This window comes from Rhodoferax ferrireducens, assembly GCF_003347515.1.
Classification (GTDB): domain Bacteria; phylum Pseudomonadota; class Gammaproteobacteria; order Burkholderiales; family Burkholderiaceae_C; genus Rhodoferax.
In genome coordinates this window covers 51,810-67,640 of the sequence record NZ_QEII01000300.1, presented here as the reverse complement: position 1 = coordinate 67,640, position 15,831 = coordinate 51,810, and the positions used below count along the sequence as shown (strand labels likewise).

Genomic DNA, 15,831 nt, shown 5'->3' with positions numbered 1-15,831 from the left:
GACGAATCCGCATGCGCTTCTTGCTCAAACGCATGGCCGGCGCCGCCGTGGTGCTGGTCATCGTTGCGGTGCTGGTCTTTCTCCTGACCCGGCTGGCCTCGGGCGATCCCATGGCCTTGATGCTCGGTGACCAGGCCACGGTGGAAGATATTGCCAAGGCCCGCACGCAGTATGGACTGGACAAGCCGCTGCCGGCGCAGTTCGCGCTGTGGGTGGGTGAGTTGTTGCAGGGTAATCTGGGGCAGTCGATTTTCCTGCAGCGTCCAGTGGCGCAAGCTTTGCTGGAGCGCGCCGAGCCCACGTTGTTTCTCGCCTTGTTTGCGGTGGCCATTGCGGCACTCATCGGGATTCCTTGCGGCATGGCGGCCGCCATCTGGCGCGGCCGCGCCGCCGACCAGGTCTTGAGCGGTGTGGCCATGTTGGGGGCCAGTATTCCAAGCTTCTGGATGGGCTTGATCCTGATCCAGTTTTTTGCGGTGCGCCTGGGCTGGTTCCCCGCCTCCGGTTACGGCGACCCCGGCATGGGCCTGGGGCAGCGCCTGTACCACCTCGCTTTGCCGGCGATGGTGCTGGGTTTGTTGAATTCGGCCCTGATCATCCGTTTCACGCGCGCCTCCATGCTGGATATTCTGGGTGAGGATTTTGTCCGCACCGCGCGCGCCAAGGGCTTGCCAGAGCGGGTGGTGATGATCAATCATGTGCTGCGCAATGCGCTGGTGCCCATCATCACGGTGCTGGGCCTGACCGCGGCGCTGATGATTGGCGGCACCGTGGTGACAGAGACGGTATTCAATCTGCCCGGTGTTGGCAACCTGGTGGTGCGTGCCGTGCTGCGCCGCGACTATCCCGTCATTCAGGGCACCTTGCTGGTGATCGCGGCTATTTACGTCCTCATCAATCTGGTGATTGACCTGCTCTACACGCTGGTGGATCCACGCATCCGGCTGGAGTCTTCATGAAATTTTTAACAATATTCCTTTCACAGCGCAGCGCGCCGCTGGCCCTGCTGCTGGGTAAACTTTTTGCCCGCAAAGTGGTGTTGGCGGCGACCCTGGTGCTGGCCTTGGTGGTCTGCGTTGCCGCCCTCGTGCCGTGGCTGTCAGACGCGGACCCGAATGCCATCACCGTGACCGAGCGTCTGTTCGCCCCCTCCTGGGTGCACTGGGCCGGGACAGACGAGCTGGGCCGTGACGTGCTGCTGCGCATTGTGCACGGCGCTCGCTACTCCTTGCTGATCGGTTTCGTGACCGCCGCCGGCGCCGTCGTGCTGGGAACCTTGATGGGTGTGCTGGCCGGATTTTTCCGGCGCCTGGATGCGCCCTTGATGCGCCTGGTGGACGCCATGATGTCCTTCCCCGACATCCTCTTGGGCATTGCGCTGGTGTCCATCCTGGGGGTGTCGCTGTGGAACGTGATGCTGGCGCTGGTCATCGTCTACACGCCGCGTGTCGCGCGGGTGGTGCGCGCTGCCACCCTGGTGCTGCGCGAGCTGTTGTTCGTGGATGCCGCACGCGCTCTGGGCGTGCGCACGCCGCGCATTTTGTGGTCGCACATCCTGCCCAACCTGATGTCACCGATTCTGGTGCAAGTGACCTTCATCTTTGCCTATGCCATTCTGGCCGAGGCCGGTCTGTCCTTTCTCGGCGTCGGTGTGCCGCCCGATATTCCGACCTGGGGCACGATGATTGCCGGCAGCCTGGAGTATTCCGACAAGGCGTTCTGGACCATTCTGTTTCCCGGGCTGGCGATTGTGCTGACCGCCGTGTCGCTGCAAATGCTGGGCGATGGTGTGCGCGATCTGCTGGATCCCAAACTGAAAAAAGCTGTATGACCATGATCCCAACGCTTGTGGCACCACGACTTGATGTGCGTGGCCTGTCCACCTCGTTTGCCACCGACGCCGGACGCATCCAGAGCGTCGCCGATGTGTCCTTCACGATCGCGCCGGGCGAAACACTGGCGCTGGTCGGTGAGTCGGGCTCGGGCAAATCGGTCACCAGTCTTTCCCTGATGGGACTGCACGCCAAGACCTCGCAGGCACGCATGGACGGCGAGGCCTGGTTTGTGCGCCGCGACGGCGTGCGTGTGAATCTGCTGGCGCTGCCCGAGGCCGGTTTGCGGGCCTTGCGCGGCAATGAGATGGCGATGATTTTCCAGGAGCCCATGACCAGCCTGAACCCGGTCATCACGGTGGGCGATCAGATTGCCGAGTCCGTCCGTTTGCATCTCAAGCTGGACCGCCGGGCGGCGCTGGCCCATGCGCTGCGCATGCTGGAGCTGGTGGAAATTCCGGCGGCGGCCCGGCGTGTCCACGAGTACCCGCACCAGCTCTCCGGCGGCATGCGCCAGCGGGTGATGATCGCGCTGGCCATGTCATGCAATCCCACGCTCTTAATCGCGGACGAGCCGACGACGGCGCTGGACGTCACCATCCAGGCGCAAATCCTGGCCTTGATGGGCCGCCTGCAAAAGGAAACCGGCATGAGCCTGCTCTTCATCACCCACAACCTGGGCGTGGTGGCGCAGTACGCCGATGCGGTGGCGGTGATGTACGCGGGCCGCATCGTCGAGGCCGCTCCGGTGCACGCACTCTTTGCCCAGCCCAAGCACCCTTACACCCGCGGTTTGCTGGCTTGTCTGCCGGGCGTGGCGCGGCAGCGGGCGAGGGCGACCGGCAGCGCGCCAGGGCAGCGCCCGCGTCTGGAGGCGATTGCCGGCCAGGTCTCCGGTCCCTTCTCCCAGCCGCCCGGTTGTGCCTTCGCGCCCCGTTGCCCTCTGTCTGATGCTGACTGCGATGCGCAGATGCCGAGTCTGGTCGCCCATGGCGAACACCGCATGGTGCGTTGCATCAAAGTGCGCGATGAAGTCAACAACGAGGTGCCGGCATGAAGCCCCATGACAATCTGGTCGACATTCGGGCCTTGAGCAAATACTTTGGCGGTGGCAGTCATCCGGTGCGGGCGGTCGATGATGTCAGCTTTTCCATTCGTCGCGGTGAAACGCTGGGGCTGGTCGGTGAGTCGGGATCGGGCAAGAGCACGATTGGGCGATTGCTGACCCGGCTGGTCGATCCCACGGCCGGCCAGATGTTGTATGACGGCGAAGGCGAGGGTGCCGCGGTTGACGTGGCCACCCTGTCGCAAGCGCAGTACCGGCCCTTGCGCTCAAAAATCCAGATCATTTTTCAAGACCCCTACGCCAGCCTCAACCCGCGCATGCGCATCCGGCAGGTGCTGGCCGAGGCGCTGGACACGCATGGTCTGGCCAAGGGCGCGGCGCGCTTGCCGCGCATCCACGCCTTGCTGGAGCAAGTGGGTTTGCGCCCCGAGCATGCGGAGCGCTTTCCGCATGAATTCTCCGGCGGGCAAAGACAGCGCATTGGCATTGCCCGCGCGCTGGCGGTAGAACCGCGCTTCATCGTGGCGGACGAGCCCTTGTCGGCGCTGGACGTCTCCATCCAGGCGCAAGTGGTGAACCTGCTTGGGGAGCTGAAAGAACAACTTGGCCTGACGATCCTCTTCATCTCGCATGACCTGGACGTGGTGGAGTACCTCTGTGACCGCGTCGTGGTGCTGTACCTCGGGCGGGTGATGGAGATTGCCCCGACCCACGCGCTCTATTCGCAGCCGCAGCATCCCTATACCCAAGCCTTGCTGGCGGCCGCGCCCATACCCGACCCGGCACAGCGCCGCAGTATTGCGCCGCTCAAAGGGGACCTGCCCAGCCCCGCCAACCCGCCTTCCGGCTGCGTCTTTCGCACCCGTTGCCCGCATGCGATCGATCAGTGCGCCAGCACTGAGACGGTTCTGCGCGAAGTGCGGCCCGACCACTGGAACGCCTGCTGGCGTACCGACATCCTCCATTCAAAATGAACACCGATTTCACCCTTGACCACGGCTACAAGAGTTTCCCCCTTAACGCCACACCCTGCCTAGCCAGCGAGTTGCCTGCCAAGGGCTGGAACCTGCTGGCGAATGACCTGGCGTTTCCGCTGGCGGTGATCAGCCGCGCGGCGCTGGCCCACAACGTGGCCTGGATGCAGGCTTATGCGCAGCGCAAGGGTGTTGCCCTGGCGCCGCATGGCAAGACCACCATGTCGCCCGAGTTGTTTCGGCTGCAACTGGCGGGCGGTGCCTGGGGCATGAGCTTCGCGACCGTGTACCAGGTGGCCGTCGGGGTGGATGCCGGCGTGCGGCGCATCATCATCGCCAACCAGGTGGTGTGCGATGTGGACCTGGACGGCTTGAGTACCTTGCTGGCGCGCCATGCCGACTTGCGCGTGTGGTTCTTGGTCGATTCGCTCGCGCAACTGGCGCTGATCGAAGACTGGGCCGGCCGGCGCGCGGCGACAAAGCCATTCGAGGTGCTGCTGGAAATGGGCATACCGGGTCAGCGCACGGGCTGCCGCACGCTGGCAGAGGCGCTGCAACTGGCGCAGGCTTTGGCTGCGTCGGCTGCGGTCCGCTTGGACGGCATTGAATGCTACGAAGGTGGCGTGGCCCAGTGTGACAGCGAACATGATGCGCGTGAAGTCACCGCCCTGGTGCGACGCGTGACCGAAGTGGTTCGGGCCTGCGAAAGAGAAAACCTCTTTGAGGGCGACGAAGTGCTGGTCACGGCCGGCGGATCGGCGGTGTTTGACCTGGTGCTCCCGCTGCTGCGCCTGCAGGGCGTGTCGCGCCCCTTGCTCGGTGTGCTGCGGTCGGGTTGCTATATCACGCACGACCACGGCAACTATGCCCGGTTCCTAGTGCAACTGGAAAAACGCGAAGGACTCGACAGCTCACTGCGCCCTGCGCTGGAAGTCTGGGCCATGGTGCAGTCGGTGCCGGAACCGGGCCTGGCTTTGTTGACTTGCGGCCGGCGTGACATCTCTTACGACCTGGAGATGCCGATCCCTCAGCACCATGCCGCACGCGGCGAATTGCAGGCGAAGGCGGTGCCGGCGGACTGGAAGATCAGTGCGCTCAATGACCAGCACGCTTATCTTCGCTTCGATCCAACGGGTTTGACGCCTGCGGTCGGTGACCGCGTGGGCCTGGGCATTTCCCACCCCTGCACTACGTTTGACAAATGGCGCTGGCTACCGCTGGTGGAAGACGACGGGTCTATCACCGGTGCAGTCAGCACGCGGTTTTAAGGGGGCTGCCCATGAACTCTCCTCTCACCCAAGGCTTGTTGCAGCAGATGCGCGAACGGCTGCCCGCTCTGCCCGAGGCGCAGCGCAAGGTGGTGCAAGGCATATTGGAAGATCCGCGCACTGCGGCCGGGGCCACGGTGGAGCAACTGGCGCAAACCGCTCAGGTGTCCATGCCAACCGTGGTGCGCACCTGCCGCAGCTTTGGCTACGACTCGGTGCGCGACTTCATGCTGGCGCTGGCGCAAGACCTGGTGGTGTCCGGCTCGCACCTGCACCGCAGCGTGTCGCCCGATGACTCGGCGCAACAGGTGTCGAGCAAGATCATTCATGCAGCGGTGGTCTCGCTTACCGAACTGGGACGGCGCATAGACGCGGACATGATCGACCGGGTGGCCATGCGACTGGCCCAGGCGCGGCGCATTGACTGTTATTCGGTCGGCTCGGCGTCCTCCTTCATGGCCAACGAGCTGCAAAGCCGTTTGTTCCGGATGGGCCGCACCGCCAATGCCATTTTTGACGCCCACCAGCAGCTGGTCTCCGCCAGCACGCTCGGCCCCGATGGCGTGGCCTTCGTGATCTCGCATGTGGGCAGCATGCCGTACACGCTGGAGGCCGCCAAGTTCGCCCGCGCTCAGGGTGCCACGGTGGTCGCCTTGACGCAGCCCGACACACCGTTGGCCCGGATTGCCGATCTGGTACTGGCCGTTTCCGTGCCGCCGGATGCGGTGATGCGCGTCGGAACCGAGGCCTATCTGGCGCATTTGCTGGTGATCGAAATCCTGATGGTTCGTCTGGCGCAGCAGCTCGGGCCCCAGGTCGCCCATGGTCTGCAGCAGTTCAAGCAGTTGCTGCAAAAACATGGCTTCGACAGTGCGGAATATGCCGGCTTCACCGACAGCAGCGAGAGTCAAGCCGATCCGGCCAGCGACCAGCAGAAAGGTCTGATATGACGCGCGCAACGCTACTGAGAAATGGCCTGATCGTCGACGGTGACAACCGTCCGGCCCGGCGCGGCGATGTGTTGCTGGCGGGGGAGCGGATTGTCGCGCTGGCCGCGCCCGGCCAGATCGCGCCGGAGGTGATGGCTCAGTTTGGCCAGGCGTTTGATGAAATCGACTGCAGCGGCAAGGTGATCGCGCCGGGTTTCATTGACGTGCATACGCATGATGACGGGGCAGTGCTGGATGCGCCGGCCATGCTGCCCAAACTTTCGCAAGGCGTGACCACTGTGGTGGTGGGCAATTGCGGGCTCTCGCTCGTGCCCCTGGTGACCCAGGAACCCGTGGCACCGTTGGCCTTGTTGGGGCGCCAGCAGTTTCGCTTTCCCGGGATGGCGGGCTATGCGCAGGCTGTTGATGCGGCCAGGCCGAGTGTCAATGTGGCGGCGCTGGTGGGCCACACCACGCTGCGCATGCACCACATGGCGCATCTGGACCGACCCGCTCAGGCGGACGAGTTGGCGGCGATGGTGAAGGACCTGGAAGAGGCTATGGCGGCTGGCGCCCTGGGTCTGTCCTCGGGTGTTTTTTACCAGGAAGCCTATGCGGCCGACCAGGCCGAGTTGACGGCCCTGGCCTGTGCTGCGGCGCGTTCCGGCGGTATCTACGCCACCCATATTCGCGACGAGCTGGCGGGCATTCTGCCAGCCCTGCAAGAGGCGGCGCTGACCGCACGCCAGGCCGGTTTGCCGCTGGTCCTGTCGCACCACAAATGCGCAGGCCCCGCCAATTGGGGGCGCACGCGCGAAACCCTGCCTTTGATCGAGCAACTGGCACGCGAGCAGGACATCGGCATGGATGTCTACCCCTACACGGCCGGCTCGACCGTGCTGCGCGAAGACCTGGTGGATGGCGTGATCGATATCCTGATCACCGGCAGCCAGCCGCATCCCGAACTGGCGGGACGCTATCTGGCAGATATCGCCAGGGTTTGGGAGTTGACGCAACAAGAGGCCTGCCGGCGTCTGATGCCCGGTGGCGCCTGCTATTTTCAGATGCGCGAAGACGATGTGGAACGCGTGATCGCGCATCCCCTGTCGATGATCGGTTCTGACGGTTTGCCGCACGACGAGCGGCCGCATCCTCGGCTGTGGGGCACCTTCCCCCGCGTGCTCGCGTGTTACTGGCGCGAAAAAGGCCTGCTGCCCCTGGAGCAGGCGGTGCACAAGATGACAGGCTTGTCGGCACGACGTTTCAAGCTCGACCAGCGCGGCCTGCTCAAGCCGGGCTTCTATGCCGACGTGCTGGTGTTCGACCCGGCGCGGGTTCGGGATTTGGCGACCTTTGAGAACCCGATCCAGTTCAGTGCCGGTATTGAGCGGGTGTGGGTCAACGGGGTCCTGAGCTACACGGAAGACGGCCGCGCCACCGGCGCCCGGGCCGGTCGTTTTGTGCGACGCGCTGTTAGCTCGTGACGGTTGTTCGGGCTCGCGCGCGCGACTGCAGCAACTAATTATTTCTTGTTCTTCCCGCCCTTGGGGTAGCCCAAGCGGGCCAGTGCCTGTTTGACCCGGGCGTCAAAGGCGTCGCCGACGGTGTCGATGCCCTGATCCACCACCTTGGTGGCATCGTCGATGCGGTGCTTGAGCAGATCGGCGTTGGAGTCGATGGCACCACGCGCCTGCGATTCCATTTTTTCGCCCGCCTTGACCAGCGCTTCAAAGGCTTTTTCACCTTTGGTTCCGGTGGAGGCGGTGACCTTGGCCAGCGCCCCTAGACCCGCCAGCCAGATGGCACGCTGGGTATCGATCAGTTTGAACGAGGCGTCTCGCGTCAGATGCACGACGGTGCTGACTTTTCTGCGGCTCTGGGTTGCCACTTGTTTCAAGGTGGTGGGTGCAGGCGCCGCAGTCGTTTTGGTTTTTGCCGCTGGGCGCTTGGCCGGTGACTTGGCAGCAGCCGTCTTGGCCTTGATTGTTTTCGCCGCTTTGGTGGTTTTGGCCGCAACAGCCTTCACGATAGGGTTTGCAGTGCTCGTCGCCATGAAAGACTCCCGGTTGATTGATGAAACAGACCGCGCAAATTGTTCCTCCACTGTTCGGGTATCGTCAAGCCATGCTGCGCAAAGACTCTTCTGCTTTTACGACACGATTTGACGGAATAGACGCTTTGCGCGGTCTGGCCATGGTGTGGATGACCGCGTTCCACTTCGGTTTTGACCTCAACCAGTTCGGTTACATCAGGCAGGATTTTTATCGCGACCCGGTCTGGACCTGGCAGCGCACCGTTATCTTGAGCCTGTTTTTGTTTTGTGCCGGTATGGGCCAGGCCATTGCGGTGGCACAGGGACAGAGCTGGCCCCGTTTCTGGCGCCGCTGGGTGGAGGTGGTGGGGTGTGCGCTACTGGTCACGGCCGGGTCGTGGCTGATGTACCCGCAAAGCTTCATCTATTTCGGGGTACTGCACGGCATCGCCCTGATGCTGATCGTCGCGCGCTTGACGACACGCTGGGGTAGCTGGCTCTGGGGTTTGGGTGCAGTGGCTATTGCTATTAAATATATAGCTGTCTACGCAATAGAGACGGGGGCTACCCCCCTATTTATCGATATATTTAACTCCCCGCAGCTGAATTGGCTCGGGCTGGTCACGCGCAAGCCCATCACGGAGGACTATGTGCCGCTGCTGCCCTGGCTGGGCGTGATGTGGTGGGGTGTGGCGGCTGGCGCCTGGCTGTCGCGCCAAGGGGGCAGGCGATTTCCGCGGCGTTTGCCCACAGCCATCGTGAAGCCGCTGGCCAGCCTTGGGCGCTGGAGTCTGAGTTATTACCTGTTGCACCAGCCGGTGATGATTGGCGCCTTGATGGCGCTCGGCTGGTTCGTCAAATAAAAACACGGTGAAAAAAAACGGCTCGACGCCGCTTTTTTTCTTGATTCTTGAACTGCGACGGTCTTATTCGACCTTCGCCTTGGCGCGCAGTTCTTCCTGGAACTTGGTCATCTTCTGTTGCTGCAATTGCTGCGAAATTTGCGGTTTGACCTCGTCAAATTTTGGCAGCTGGGCATCACGTACATCGTCCAGGCGGATGATGTGGTAACCGAACTGGGTCTTGACCGGCGTCTCGGTCATCTTGCCCTTGGTCAGCTTGCTCAGTGCTTCCGAGAATTCGGCGACATAGTTGCCAGCGCCGGCCCAATCGAGATCCCCACCCTTGGCGCCAGAGCCTGGGTCTTTGGAGGATTTCTTGGCAATTTCTTCAAATTTTCCACCTTTTTTCAGCTGGGCAATGATGGCCTTGGCCTCGTCTTCCTTTTCCACCAGGATGTGGCGGGCACGAAATTCCTTGCCACCATTGGCGGCTGCAAATCTGTCGTACTCGGCTTTGATTTCGACATCGGTGACGGGATTGGCTTTTTGGTAATTGCCAAACAGTTCACGGATCAAAATGGTCTGGCGTGCCAGTTCAAGCTGCACCTTGAAGTCGTCTGTCACGTCCAGGCCCTGTTTTTGGGCTTCCTGGATGAAGATCTCGCGGGCGATGACTTCGTCCTTGAGTTGGCCTTCCATTTCCGGGGTCACCGGGCGCCCCGACCGGGCCAACTGCTGGGCCAGTGCGTCGACACGGGCTTTGGGCACGGCCTTGCCGTTGACGATGGCGACGTTTTGGGCCAAAACAGCCGGTGCCAGCGTGCACAGCATGGCCGCTGTCGCAACGGCGGACAAAAATTTCATTCTCATTCAGGTTTCCTAAGTGACAGTTTTTAAATTGTTAAATTCAAACAGGTGGTAGATGGGCTTCAATGGCCAGCGCATGCAGGCCCTGGTCCATGAAGTCTTGCAGTGAATCATACACAAGGCGATGGCGCATCACGGCCGACTTACCTGTAAACAAATGTGAAGTGATCTTCACCCGAAAGTGCGTCCCCGAGCCCGTGCCATTGGCCCCCGCGTGACCATTGTGCTGGGCGCTTTCATCCACGACTTCAAGCGTGACGGGTTGAAGGGTTTCGCGCAAACGCTGTTCAAGTTGCTGTGCGGTGGGTGCTGCTGGCATGGTAGTGGGTGTCATAAAGGGTGTCAGGCCTGGGGTTCGTCGGTTTTGAGGTAACGCGCAATATAGAAACCCTGGCCCACAATGAAGACCAGCGGAAACGCATAGCCCCATACCTTGAAATTGACCCAGGCTTCCGTGCTGTAGTAGGCGGCCACATAGGCGTTGATGAGCGACATGAAGGCGCAATAGAAGATCCACACCACGTTGAGCCGTTGCCACACCGGATCAGGCAATTCCATCTGGCTGCCCAGCAGCAGTTTGAGGAAGTTCTTCTTCCATATCCACACCGCTGCGGCCAGCGCAATCGCCATGGCCGCGTACAAGACGGTGGGCTTCCACTTGATGAAGCGGTCGTCGTGCAGCACCAGGGTCAGGGTGCCAAAAATCAGCACAAGAGCGAGCGTAATCTTGTGCATGACCGTCAGTTTGCGGTCCATCGAGTAAATCAGGCCCATTTGCACCACGGTGGCGGCCATCAGTACGCCCGTGCCCACATAAATGTCGTAAAGCTTGAAACTACCGAAAAACAGCAGGATGGGGAAGAAGTCGATCAGTATTTTCATTTAGGGGTGAAGTTTAACGAAGCCGAGTTCATGCAGTAACGCAGGCCGGTGGGCGCGGGGCCGTCTTCAAACACATGACCCAGATGCGCGCCGCAGTCGGCGCAGTGCACCTCGGTGCGTTGCATCCGCAGCGCTCCGTCCACCTTGGTGTCCACGGCCGCTTCATCGATGGGCTGGAAATAGCTGGGCCAGCCGCAGCCGGAGTCAAATTTGGTGCTGGCATCAAACAGCGGCTTGTCGCAACAAATGCACTTGTAAATGCCGGCCGCCGTGTTGTCCTCCAGTTTGCCGGTGTAGGCGCGCTCGGTGGCTTCATGGCGCGTGACCTCAAAGGCCAGCGGTTCGGCGCCTTTAGCCGCCAGCAGGGCTTTCCACTCGGCATCGGTTTTTTCAATTTTGTAGGTCATGATCTGGTTGGCTAGGGGGTTGAAGGGTTCAGGAGCTGCAGCTGATCGAGATACTTTGCGCCCAATCGGGCGGGAAGGACGCGTATTCCTCAAAACCCGGGTGTTCCTCAAAGGGCGATTCAAGCAGCATCAGCAAGGTATTGACTTGCGAAAAGTCTTTAAGTTTCGCCGCCTGGATGGCCAATTCGCCCAAATGGTTGCGCAGCACGAACTTCGGATTGGTTCTTAGCATCAAATCGGTCACTAGCCCCCGTGGAATATGCGCAAGCCGCTCCGAATAGTGTAGCAACCAGGCGTCGGCCGCAGCCCGGTCCACAAACAGGTCACGCACCGGCTCCACGTCGGTGCCGGCGCTGGAATGGCTCAGGCGTCGCCAGAAGATGGTGTAGTCGACCCGGTCCTGGGCCAGCAGCTTCAGGATGTCTTCAATCAGGGTCCGGTCACCCGCCGACTGGTCCGTAGCCTTGTCGCCGTCGGCATCCAGCAGGCCCAGCTTGGCGCACATCAGTTTCTCCAAGGCGGCGGGAAACACGGTTTTATAGGACTCCAGGGCGGCGAGGGCGAGTTCCTGTTCTTCGATCAGGGGCAGCAAGGCCTGGCCCAGGCAAAACAGGTTCCAGTAGGCGATGTTGGGTTGCTTGTTGAAGGCATAACGACCCTGATCGTCGGAATGGTTGCAGACATGACCGGGGTCATACGCATCCAGAAACTGGAACGGACCGTAGTCGATGGTCAAGCCCAGAATGCTCATGTTGTCGGTGTTCATGACGCCATGGCAAAAGCCCACGGCCTGCCACTGCGCCACCATGTTGGCCGTGCGCTCGCTCACCGCTTCCAACAGGGCCGCGTAGGCGTTGCCGGCAAACTTGTCGCTGCTGCGGCATGCCGGGTAAAAGCGGCCTATCACGTAGTCCGCCAGGGCTTTGAGTTGCACATGCTGGCCACGGTGCGAAAAATGCTCGAAGTGGCCAAAGCGTACAAAGCTGGGCGCCACCCGCGTGACCACCGCCGCCGTTTCGATGGTTTCGCGGCGTATGGGCGCATCCGAGCCGGTCACGCATAGCGCTCGCGAGGTCGGGATGCCCAGGCCTTGCATGGCCTCGCTGCACAAAAACTCGCGGATGCTGGAGCGCAACACGGCACGCCCGTCGCCCATGCGCGAGTAGGGTGTGAGCCCCGAGCCTTTGAGCTGTACCTCCATTCCGTCCGCGGTTTCGCCCAGCAAAATGGCGCGGCCATCGCCGAGTTGCCCCGCCCATTGGCCAAATTGATGGCCGCTGTAAACGCTGGCCAGGGGCTGGGTGCCCGCCAAGGGACGGTTGCCCGAGACAACTTCCAGCAGCTCAGGTGACGCCAGCCACGATTGATCCAGGCCCAGTTCGCGGGCCAGCGCACGACTGCTACTCACCCAGTAGGGTGCGGGCAGTGGCTGAGGCGCGAGCGGCGTGTAAAAAGTTCTGCCGAGCTGGGCAAAACTGTTGCGCCAGATCAAGCCGACGTCGAGGGTGCTGGAGTTTTGTGTCGCCATGGTCATGGCGGAATTGTCTCGCAAGTGCGGCTGTACCCAGAGTTCGCAGGGTTATGTGCTCAGGGTAAACGCCCGTGTCCTGAAGGGGACTGCGTGCGATTCCTCAAGGAATAAGCCGCAGTACCATGTAACGCTCGGTACCACCACTATTCAGGAGTTCTCCCATGCTCGGGTTGATGCAAAGCCACCAGTTGTTGATCTCGTCGCTGATCGAGTTTGCCGAACGCCACCATGGCGAAGGCGAGGTCGTATCTCGCCGGGTGGAAGGGGATATTCATCGCTGCACCTACAAGGATGTGGGTCAGCGTGCACGCCAGGTCGCCAACGCCTTGGACGACTTGAAGCTGGGCTTTAGCGAGCGGGTTGCCACGCTGGCGTGGAACGGCTACCGGCATCTGGAACTGTATTTTGGCGTGAGCGGATCGGGTCGTGTGCTGCACACGCTCAACCCGCGCCTGCACCCGGATCAGATAGCCTGGATTGCCAACCACGCCGAAGACACGGTGCTGTGTTTTGACATGACGTTCTTGCCCATCGTCAAAGCCATCCACAGCCGCTGCACCACCATCAAACATTTTGTGGCACTGGTTGACGCGGACAAGTTGCCGGCCGACACCGGCATTCCCGGTCTGCTGAGCTATGAAGCATGGATTGGCAAGCAATCCAGCAACTACCAATGGCCGTCGTTTGATGAAAATTCGGCCTCCAGCATGTGCTACACCAGCGGCACCACGGGCAACCCCAAAGCGGCTTTGTACAGCCATCGCTCGACCATGCTGCACGCTCTGTCCGGCGCCTTGCCGGACGCCTTGAGCATGAGCGCGCGCGACGCGGTTTTGCCGGTGGTCCCCATGTTTCACGTCAATGCCTGGGGCTTGCCGTATTCAGCCGCGATGACCGGCGCGAAACTGGTGTTCCCCGGCCCGGCGATGGATGGCAAGTCGATTTTTGAGTTGATTGAAAGTGAGCGCGTGACGTTCGCCGCCGGCGTGCCGACCGTGTGGCAAATGATGCTGGCTCACATGCAGGCCGGCGATCTGCGCTTCAGCACGCTCAAGCGCACGGTGATTGGTGGATCGGCCTGCCCACCGGCCATGATCACGGCCTTCAATGACGTCTACGGTGTGGAGGTTCTCCACGCCTGGGGCATGACGGAGATGTCGCCACTGGGGACGGTGTGCACCCTCAAGAACAAGCATCTGCCGATGACACCGGAAGAGAAAATGAAAGTCCGGCTCAAACAGGGGCGCGGCATTTTTGGTGTCGATATGAAGATCGTTGACGACGAAGGTCATGAGCTGCCCTGGGATGGCAAGGCTTATGGCGATTTGCTGGTCAAGGGGCCGTGGATCATCAGCGAGTATTTCAAAGGCGAGGGCGGCTCCCCCCTGGTGGACGGCTGGTTCCCGACCGGCGACGTGGCTACGATCGATGCGGACGGCTACATGCAGATCACCGACCGCAGCAAAGACGTCATCAAGTCCGGTGGTGAATGGATCAGCTCTATCGACGTGGAGAACATTGCCATGGCGCATCCCGCCGTGGCGATGGCGGCTTGCATTGGCATGAAGCATCCCAAGTGGGACGAGCGGCCCATCATTGCGGTGGTCACCAAGCCGGGCTGCGAAGTGTCGCGTGATGAACTGCTCAAATTTTACGAAGGCAAAACAGCGAAGTTTCAGATCCCGGACGACGTCGTGTTTGTCGATGCCATTCCGCTGGGCGGCACCGGCAAGATGCAAAAGAGCAAGCTGCGTGAATTGCTCAAGGACTACAAACTGCCTGACGCCTGATCAGCTGTCACATGGGTGATTCACTCTACGGGAAATCCCTTGGGGTGCATTACACAAACACTTGTACGCTGGACGAGTGTTGATAGTCTGAAACTCAGGAGATTGTTTTATGAAATTTGGATTCAAGCTTGTTGCAGCCGCGGTGACCGTCATGTGCGCCGGCGGCGCGTTCGCCCAAAAGGGCGAAACCGTCAAGATTGCCATGATCGAAGGTCTGTCCGGGCCGATGGCCAATGTGGGGCAAAACCAGCTCAAGAGCTGGCAGTTTCTGGCCGACAACTTGAACGGCGCCAAGAATGCCGCGGGTGTGAAATTTGAAATCATTGGCATGGACAGCAAGGGTGCGCCACAAGAAGCACTCAACACCTTCAAGGCAGCGGTTGACCAGGGCTTTCGCTACATCGCGCAAGGCAATGGTTCCGGCGCCGCACTGGCTTTGTCCGATGCCGTTGCCAAGCACAACGAGCGCAACCCGGGCAAGGAGGTGGTCTACCTGAACTACGCCGCGGTGGACCCGGCGCTGACCAACGAAAAATGCAACTACTGGCACTTCAGGCTGGACGCCGATACCTCGCAGAAAATGGAGGCGCTGACCAGCTTCATGAAAGACCAGGCCAAGGTCAAGAAGGTGTACCTGCTCAACCAGAACTACTCACATGGGCAGCAGGTTGCCAAGTACTTCAAGGAAGGCATGGCGCGCAAGCGGCCGGATACGCAAATTGTCGGCGATGACCTGGTGCCGCTGGGTCAGGTCAAGGACTTTGCGCCCTATGTCGCCAAGATCAAGCAGTCGGGGGCCGACACCATCGTCACCGGCAACTGGGGTGCTGACCTGACCTTGTTCGTCAAGGCGCTGAACGACGCGGGACTCAAGTTGCCCATGTACACCTACTATGCGGGCGTGGCGGGCACGCCCACCGCGCTGGCTTCCGGCGGGGAAAGCGAGGTGTACCAGATCGCATACAACCACTCCAACTACGCCGGCGTCATGGGCAAACTGACGGGCGACTACCAGAAGAAGTTCGGCGACGACTTCTACACCTTCTCCATCTACAACGGCATCCTGCTTCTGAGCGAAGCCATGGCCAAGGCCAAATCCACGGATCCGGTCAAGGTGGCTGCCGCCATGAGCGGGCTGAAGTTCAAGGGCTTCAACGGCGACTCCGAGATGCGTAAATCCGACCACCAGATGCAGCAGGGGCTCTACATCTCCAAATGGCAAAAAGTGGACAAGCAGAACCCCTACAGTGTGGAGAAAACCGGCTACACCTTTGCGCCCCTCAAGTACATTGATGCGTATGTGGCCAGCACCCCCACCAGCTGCCAGATGAAGCTCCCGGGGTAAGGTTGGTCTGATATCAACGCCGGGTGGCCTTGTCGCTACTCGGCGTTTTTTAGTGGCGTTTTTCCG

General features: G+C 61.2%; 16 protein-coding genes. 10 read left to right on the top strand and 6 right to left on the bottom strand.

Features of this window, described 5'->3' with window-relative positions:
* The first annotated feature begins 11 nt into the window (after window positions 1–11).
* From C5P05_RS22810 to C5P05_RS22780, 7 genes are read left to right on the top strand one after another with little or no spacing between them, the layout of a single operon-like run.
* Window positions 12–959 (top strand): ABC transporter permease, encoded by a 948-nt coding sequence (locus C5P05_RS22810; RefSeq protein ID WP_114972150.1) that lies wholly within the window; start codon window positions 12–14, stop codon window positions 957–959.
* On the top strand, window positions 956–1,831 hold the full coding sequence (locus tag C5P05_RS22805; RefSeq protein ID WP_114972149.1) for an ABC transporter permease: 876 nt from the start codon (window positions 956–958) through the stop codon (window positions 1,829–1,831). The genes C5P05_RS22810 and C5P05_RS22805 overlap by 4 nt, the downstream gene beginning before the upstream one ends.
* Window positions 1,832–1,833: 2 nt before the next feature.
* Window positions 1,834–2,889: an ABC transporter ATP-binding protein gene (locus C5P05_RS22800; RefSeq protein WP_198674834.1), complete on the top strand. Its 1,056-nt coding sequence runs from the start codon at window positions 1,834–1,836 to the stop codon at window positions 2,887–2,889.
* Window positions 2,886–3,872, top strand: a complete 987-nt coding sequence (locus C5P05_RS22795) for an ABC transporter ATP-binding protein (RefSeq protein WP_114972147.1) — start codon at window positions 2,886–2,888, stop codon at window positions 3,870–3,872. Before C5P05_RS22800 ends, C5P05_RS22795 begins: the two co-directional genes overlap by 4 nt.
* The gene (locus C5P05_RS22790; RefSeq protein ID WP_114972146.1) at window positions 3,869–5,140 is read left to right on the top strand and encodes an amino acid deaminase; all 1,272 of its coding nucleotides are present in this window, start codon (window positions 3,869–3,871) and stop codon (window positions 5,138–5,140) included. Before C5P05_RS22795 ends, C5P05_RS22790 begins: the two co-directional genes overlap by 4 nt.
* A gap of 11 nt (window positions 5,141–5,151) precedes the next feature.
* On the top strand, window positions 5,152–6,090 hold the full coding sequence (locus tag C5P05_RS22785; RefSeq protein ID WP_114972145.1) for a MurR/RpiR family transcriptional regulator: 939 nt from the start codon (window positions 5,152–5,154) through the stop codon (window positions 6,088–6,090).
* Window positions 6,087–7,553 carry an N-acyl-D-amino-acid deacylase family protein gene (locus tag C5P05_RS22780; protein ID WP_114972144.1) on the top strand — a complete coding sequence of 489 codons (1,467 nt, stop codon included), beginning with the start codon at window positions 6,087–6,089 and terminating at the stop codon, window positions 7,551–7,553. Before C5P05_RS22785 ends, C5P05_RS22780 begins: the two co-directional genes overlap by 4 nt.
* Before the next feature lie 38 nt (window positions 7,554–7,591).
* Here C5P05_RS22780 and C5P05_RS22775 read toward each other — a convergent pair whose 3' ends face one another.
* Window positions 7,592–8,122 carry a phasin family protein gene (locus tag C5P05_RS22775; RefSeq protein WP_114972143.1) on the bottom strand — a complete coding sequence of 177 codons (531 nt, stop codon included), beginning with the start codon at window positions 8,120–8,122 and terminating at the stop codon, window positions 7,592–7,594.
* Between the two features lie 71 nt (window positions 8,123–8,193).
* Here C5P05_RS22775 and C5P05_RS22770 point away from each other — a divergent pair, with 71 nt between their 5' ends.
* Window positions 8,194–8,964, top strand: a complete 771-nt coding sequence (locus C5P05_RS22770; RefSeq protein ID WP_232834629.1) for a DUF1624 domain-containing protein — start codon at window positions 8,194–8,196, stop codon at window positions 8,962–8,964.
* A 63-nt stretch (window positions 8,965–9,027) separates the two neighbouring features.
* Here C5P05_RS22770 and C5P05_RS22765 read toward each other — a convergent pair whose 3' ends face one another.
* The 5 genes from C5P05_RS22765 to C5P05_RS22745 are packed head-to-tail and all read right to left on the bottom strand — an operon-like array spanning window position 9,028 to window position 12,633.
* Window positions 9,028–9,813, bottom strand: coding sequence for a peptidylprolyl isomerase (locus C5P05_RS22765; protein ID WP_114972141.1), 786 nt, complete (start codon window positions 9,811–9,813; stop codon window positions 9,028–9,030).
* A 37-nt stretch (window positions 9,814–9,850) separates the two neighbouring features.
* Window positions 9,851–10,144 carry a BolA family protein gene (locus C5P05_RS22760; RefSeq protein WP_114972140.1) on the bottom strand — a complete coding sequence of 98 codons (294 nt, stop codon included), beginning with the start codon at window positions 10,142–10,144 and terminating at the stop codon, window positions 9,851–9,853.
* Between the two features lie 8 nt (window positions 10,145–10,152).
* Complete coding sequence (locus C5P05_RS22755; protein ID WP_114972139.1) at window positions 10,153–10,692, bottom strand: septation protein A; 540 nt, start codon at window positions 10,690–10,692, stop codon at window positions 10,153–10,155.
* Complete coding sequence (msrB, locus tag C5P05_RS22750; protein ID WP_114972138.1) at window positions 10,689–11,099, bottom strand: peptide-methionine (R)-S-oxide reductase MsrB; 411 nt, start codon at window positions 11,097–11,099, stop codon at window positions 10,689–10,691. Before msrB ends, C5P05_RS22755 begins: the two co-directional genes overlap by 4 nt.
* Window positions 11,100–11,127: 28 nt before the next feature.
* Window positions 11,128–12,633: a protein adenylyltransferase SelO family protein gene (locus C5P05_RS22745; protein WP_114972137.1), complete on the bottom strand. Its 1,506-nt coding sequence runs from the start codon at window positions 12,631–12,633 to the stop codon at window positions 11,128–11,130.
* Window positions 12,634–12,791: 158 nt separating this feature from the next.
* Here C5P05_RS22745 and C5P05_RS22740 point away from each other — a divergent pair, with 158 nt between their 5' ends.
* A complete protein-coding gene (locus C5P05_RS22740; RefSeq protein WP_114972136.1) occupies window positions 12,792–14,420 on the top strand; it encodes a 3-(methylthio)propionyl-CoA ligase in 1,629 nt (542 codons plus the stop codon).
* 109 nt (window positions 14,421–14,529) lie between these two features.
* Window positions 14,530–15,765 (top strand): branched-chain amino acid ABC transporter substrate-binding protein, encoded by a 1,236-nt coding sequence (locus C5P05_RS22735; protein ID WP_114972135.1) that lies wholly within the window; start codon window positions 14,530–14,532, stop codon window positions 15,763–15,765.
* Window positions 15,766–15,831: the final 66 nt, after the last annotated feature.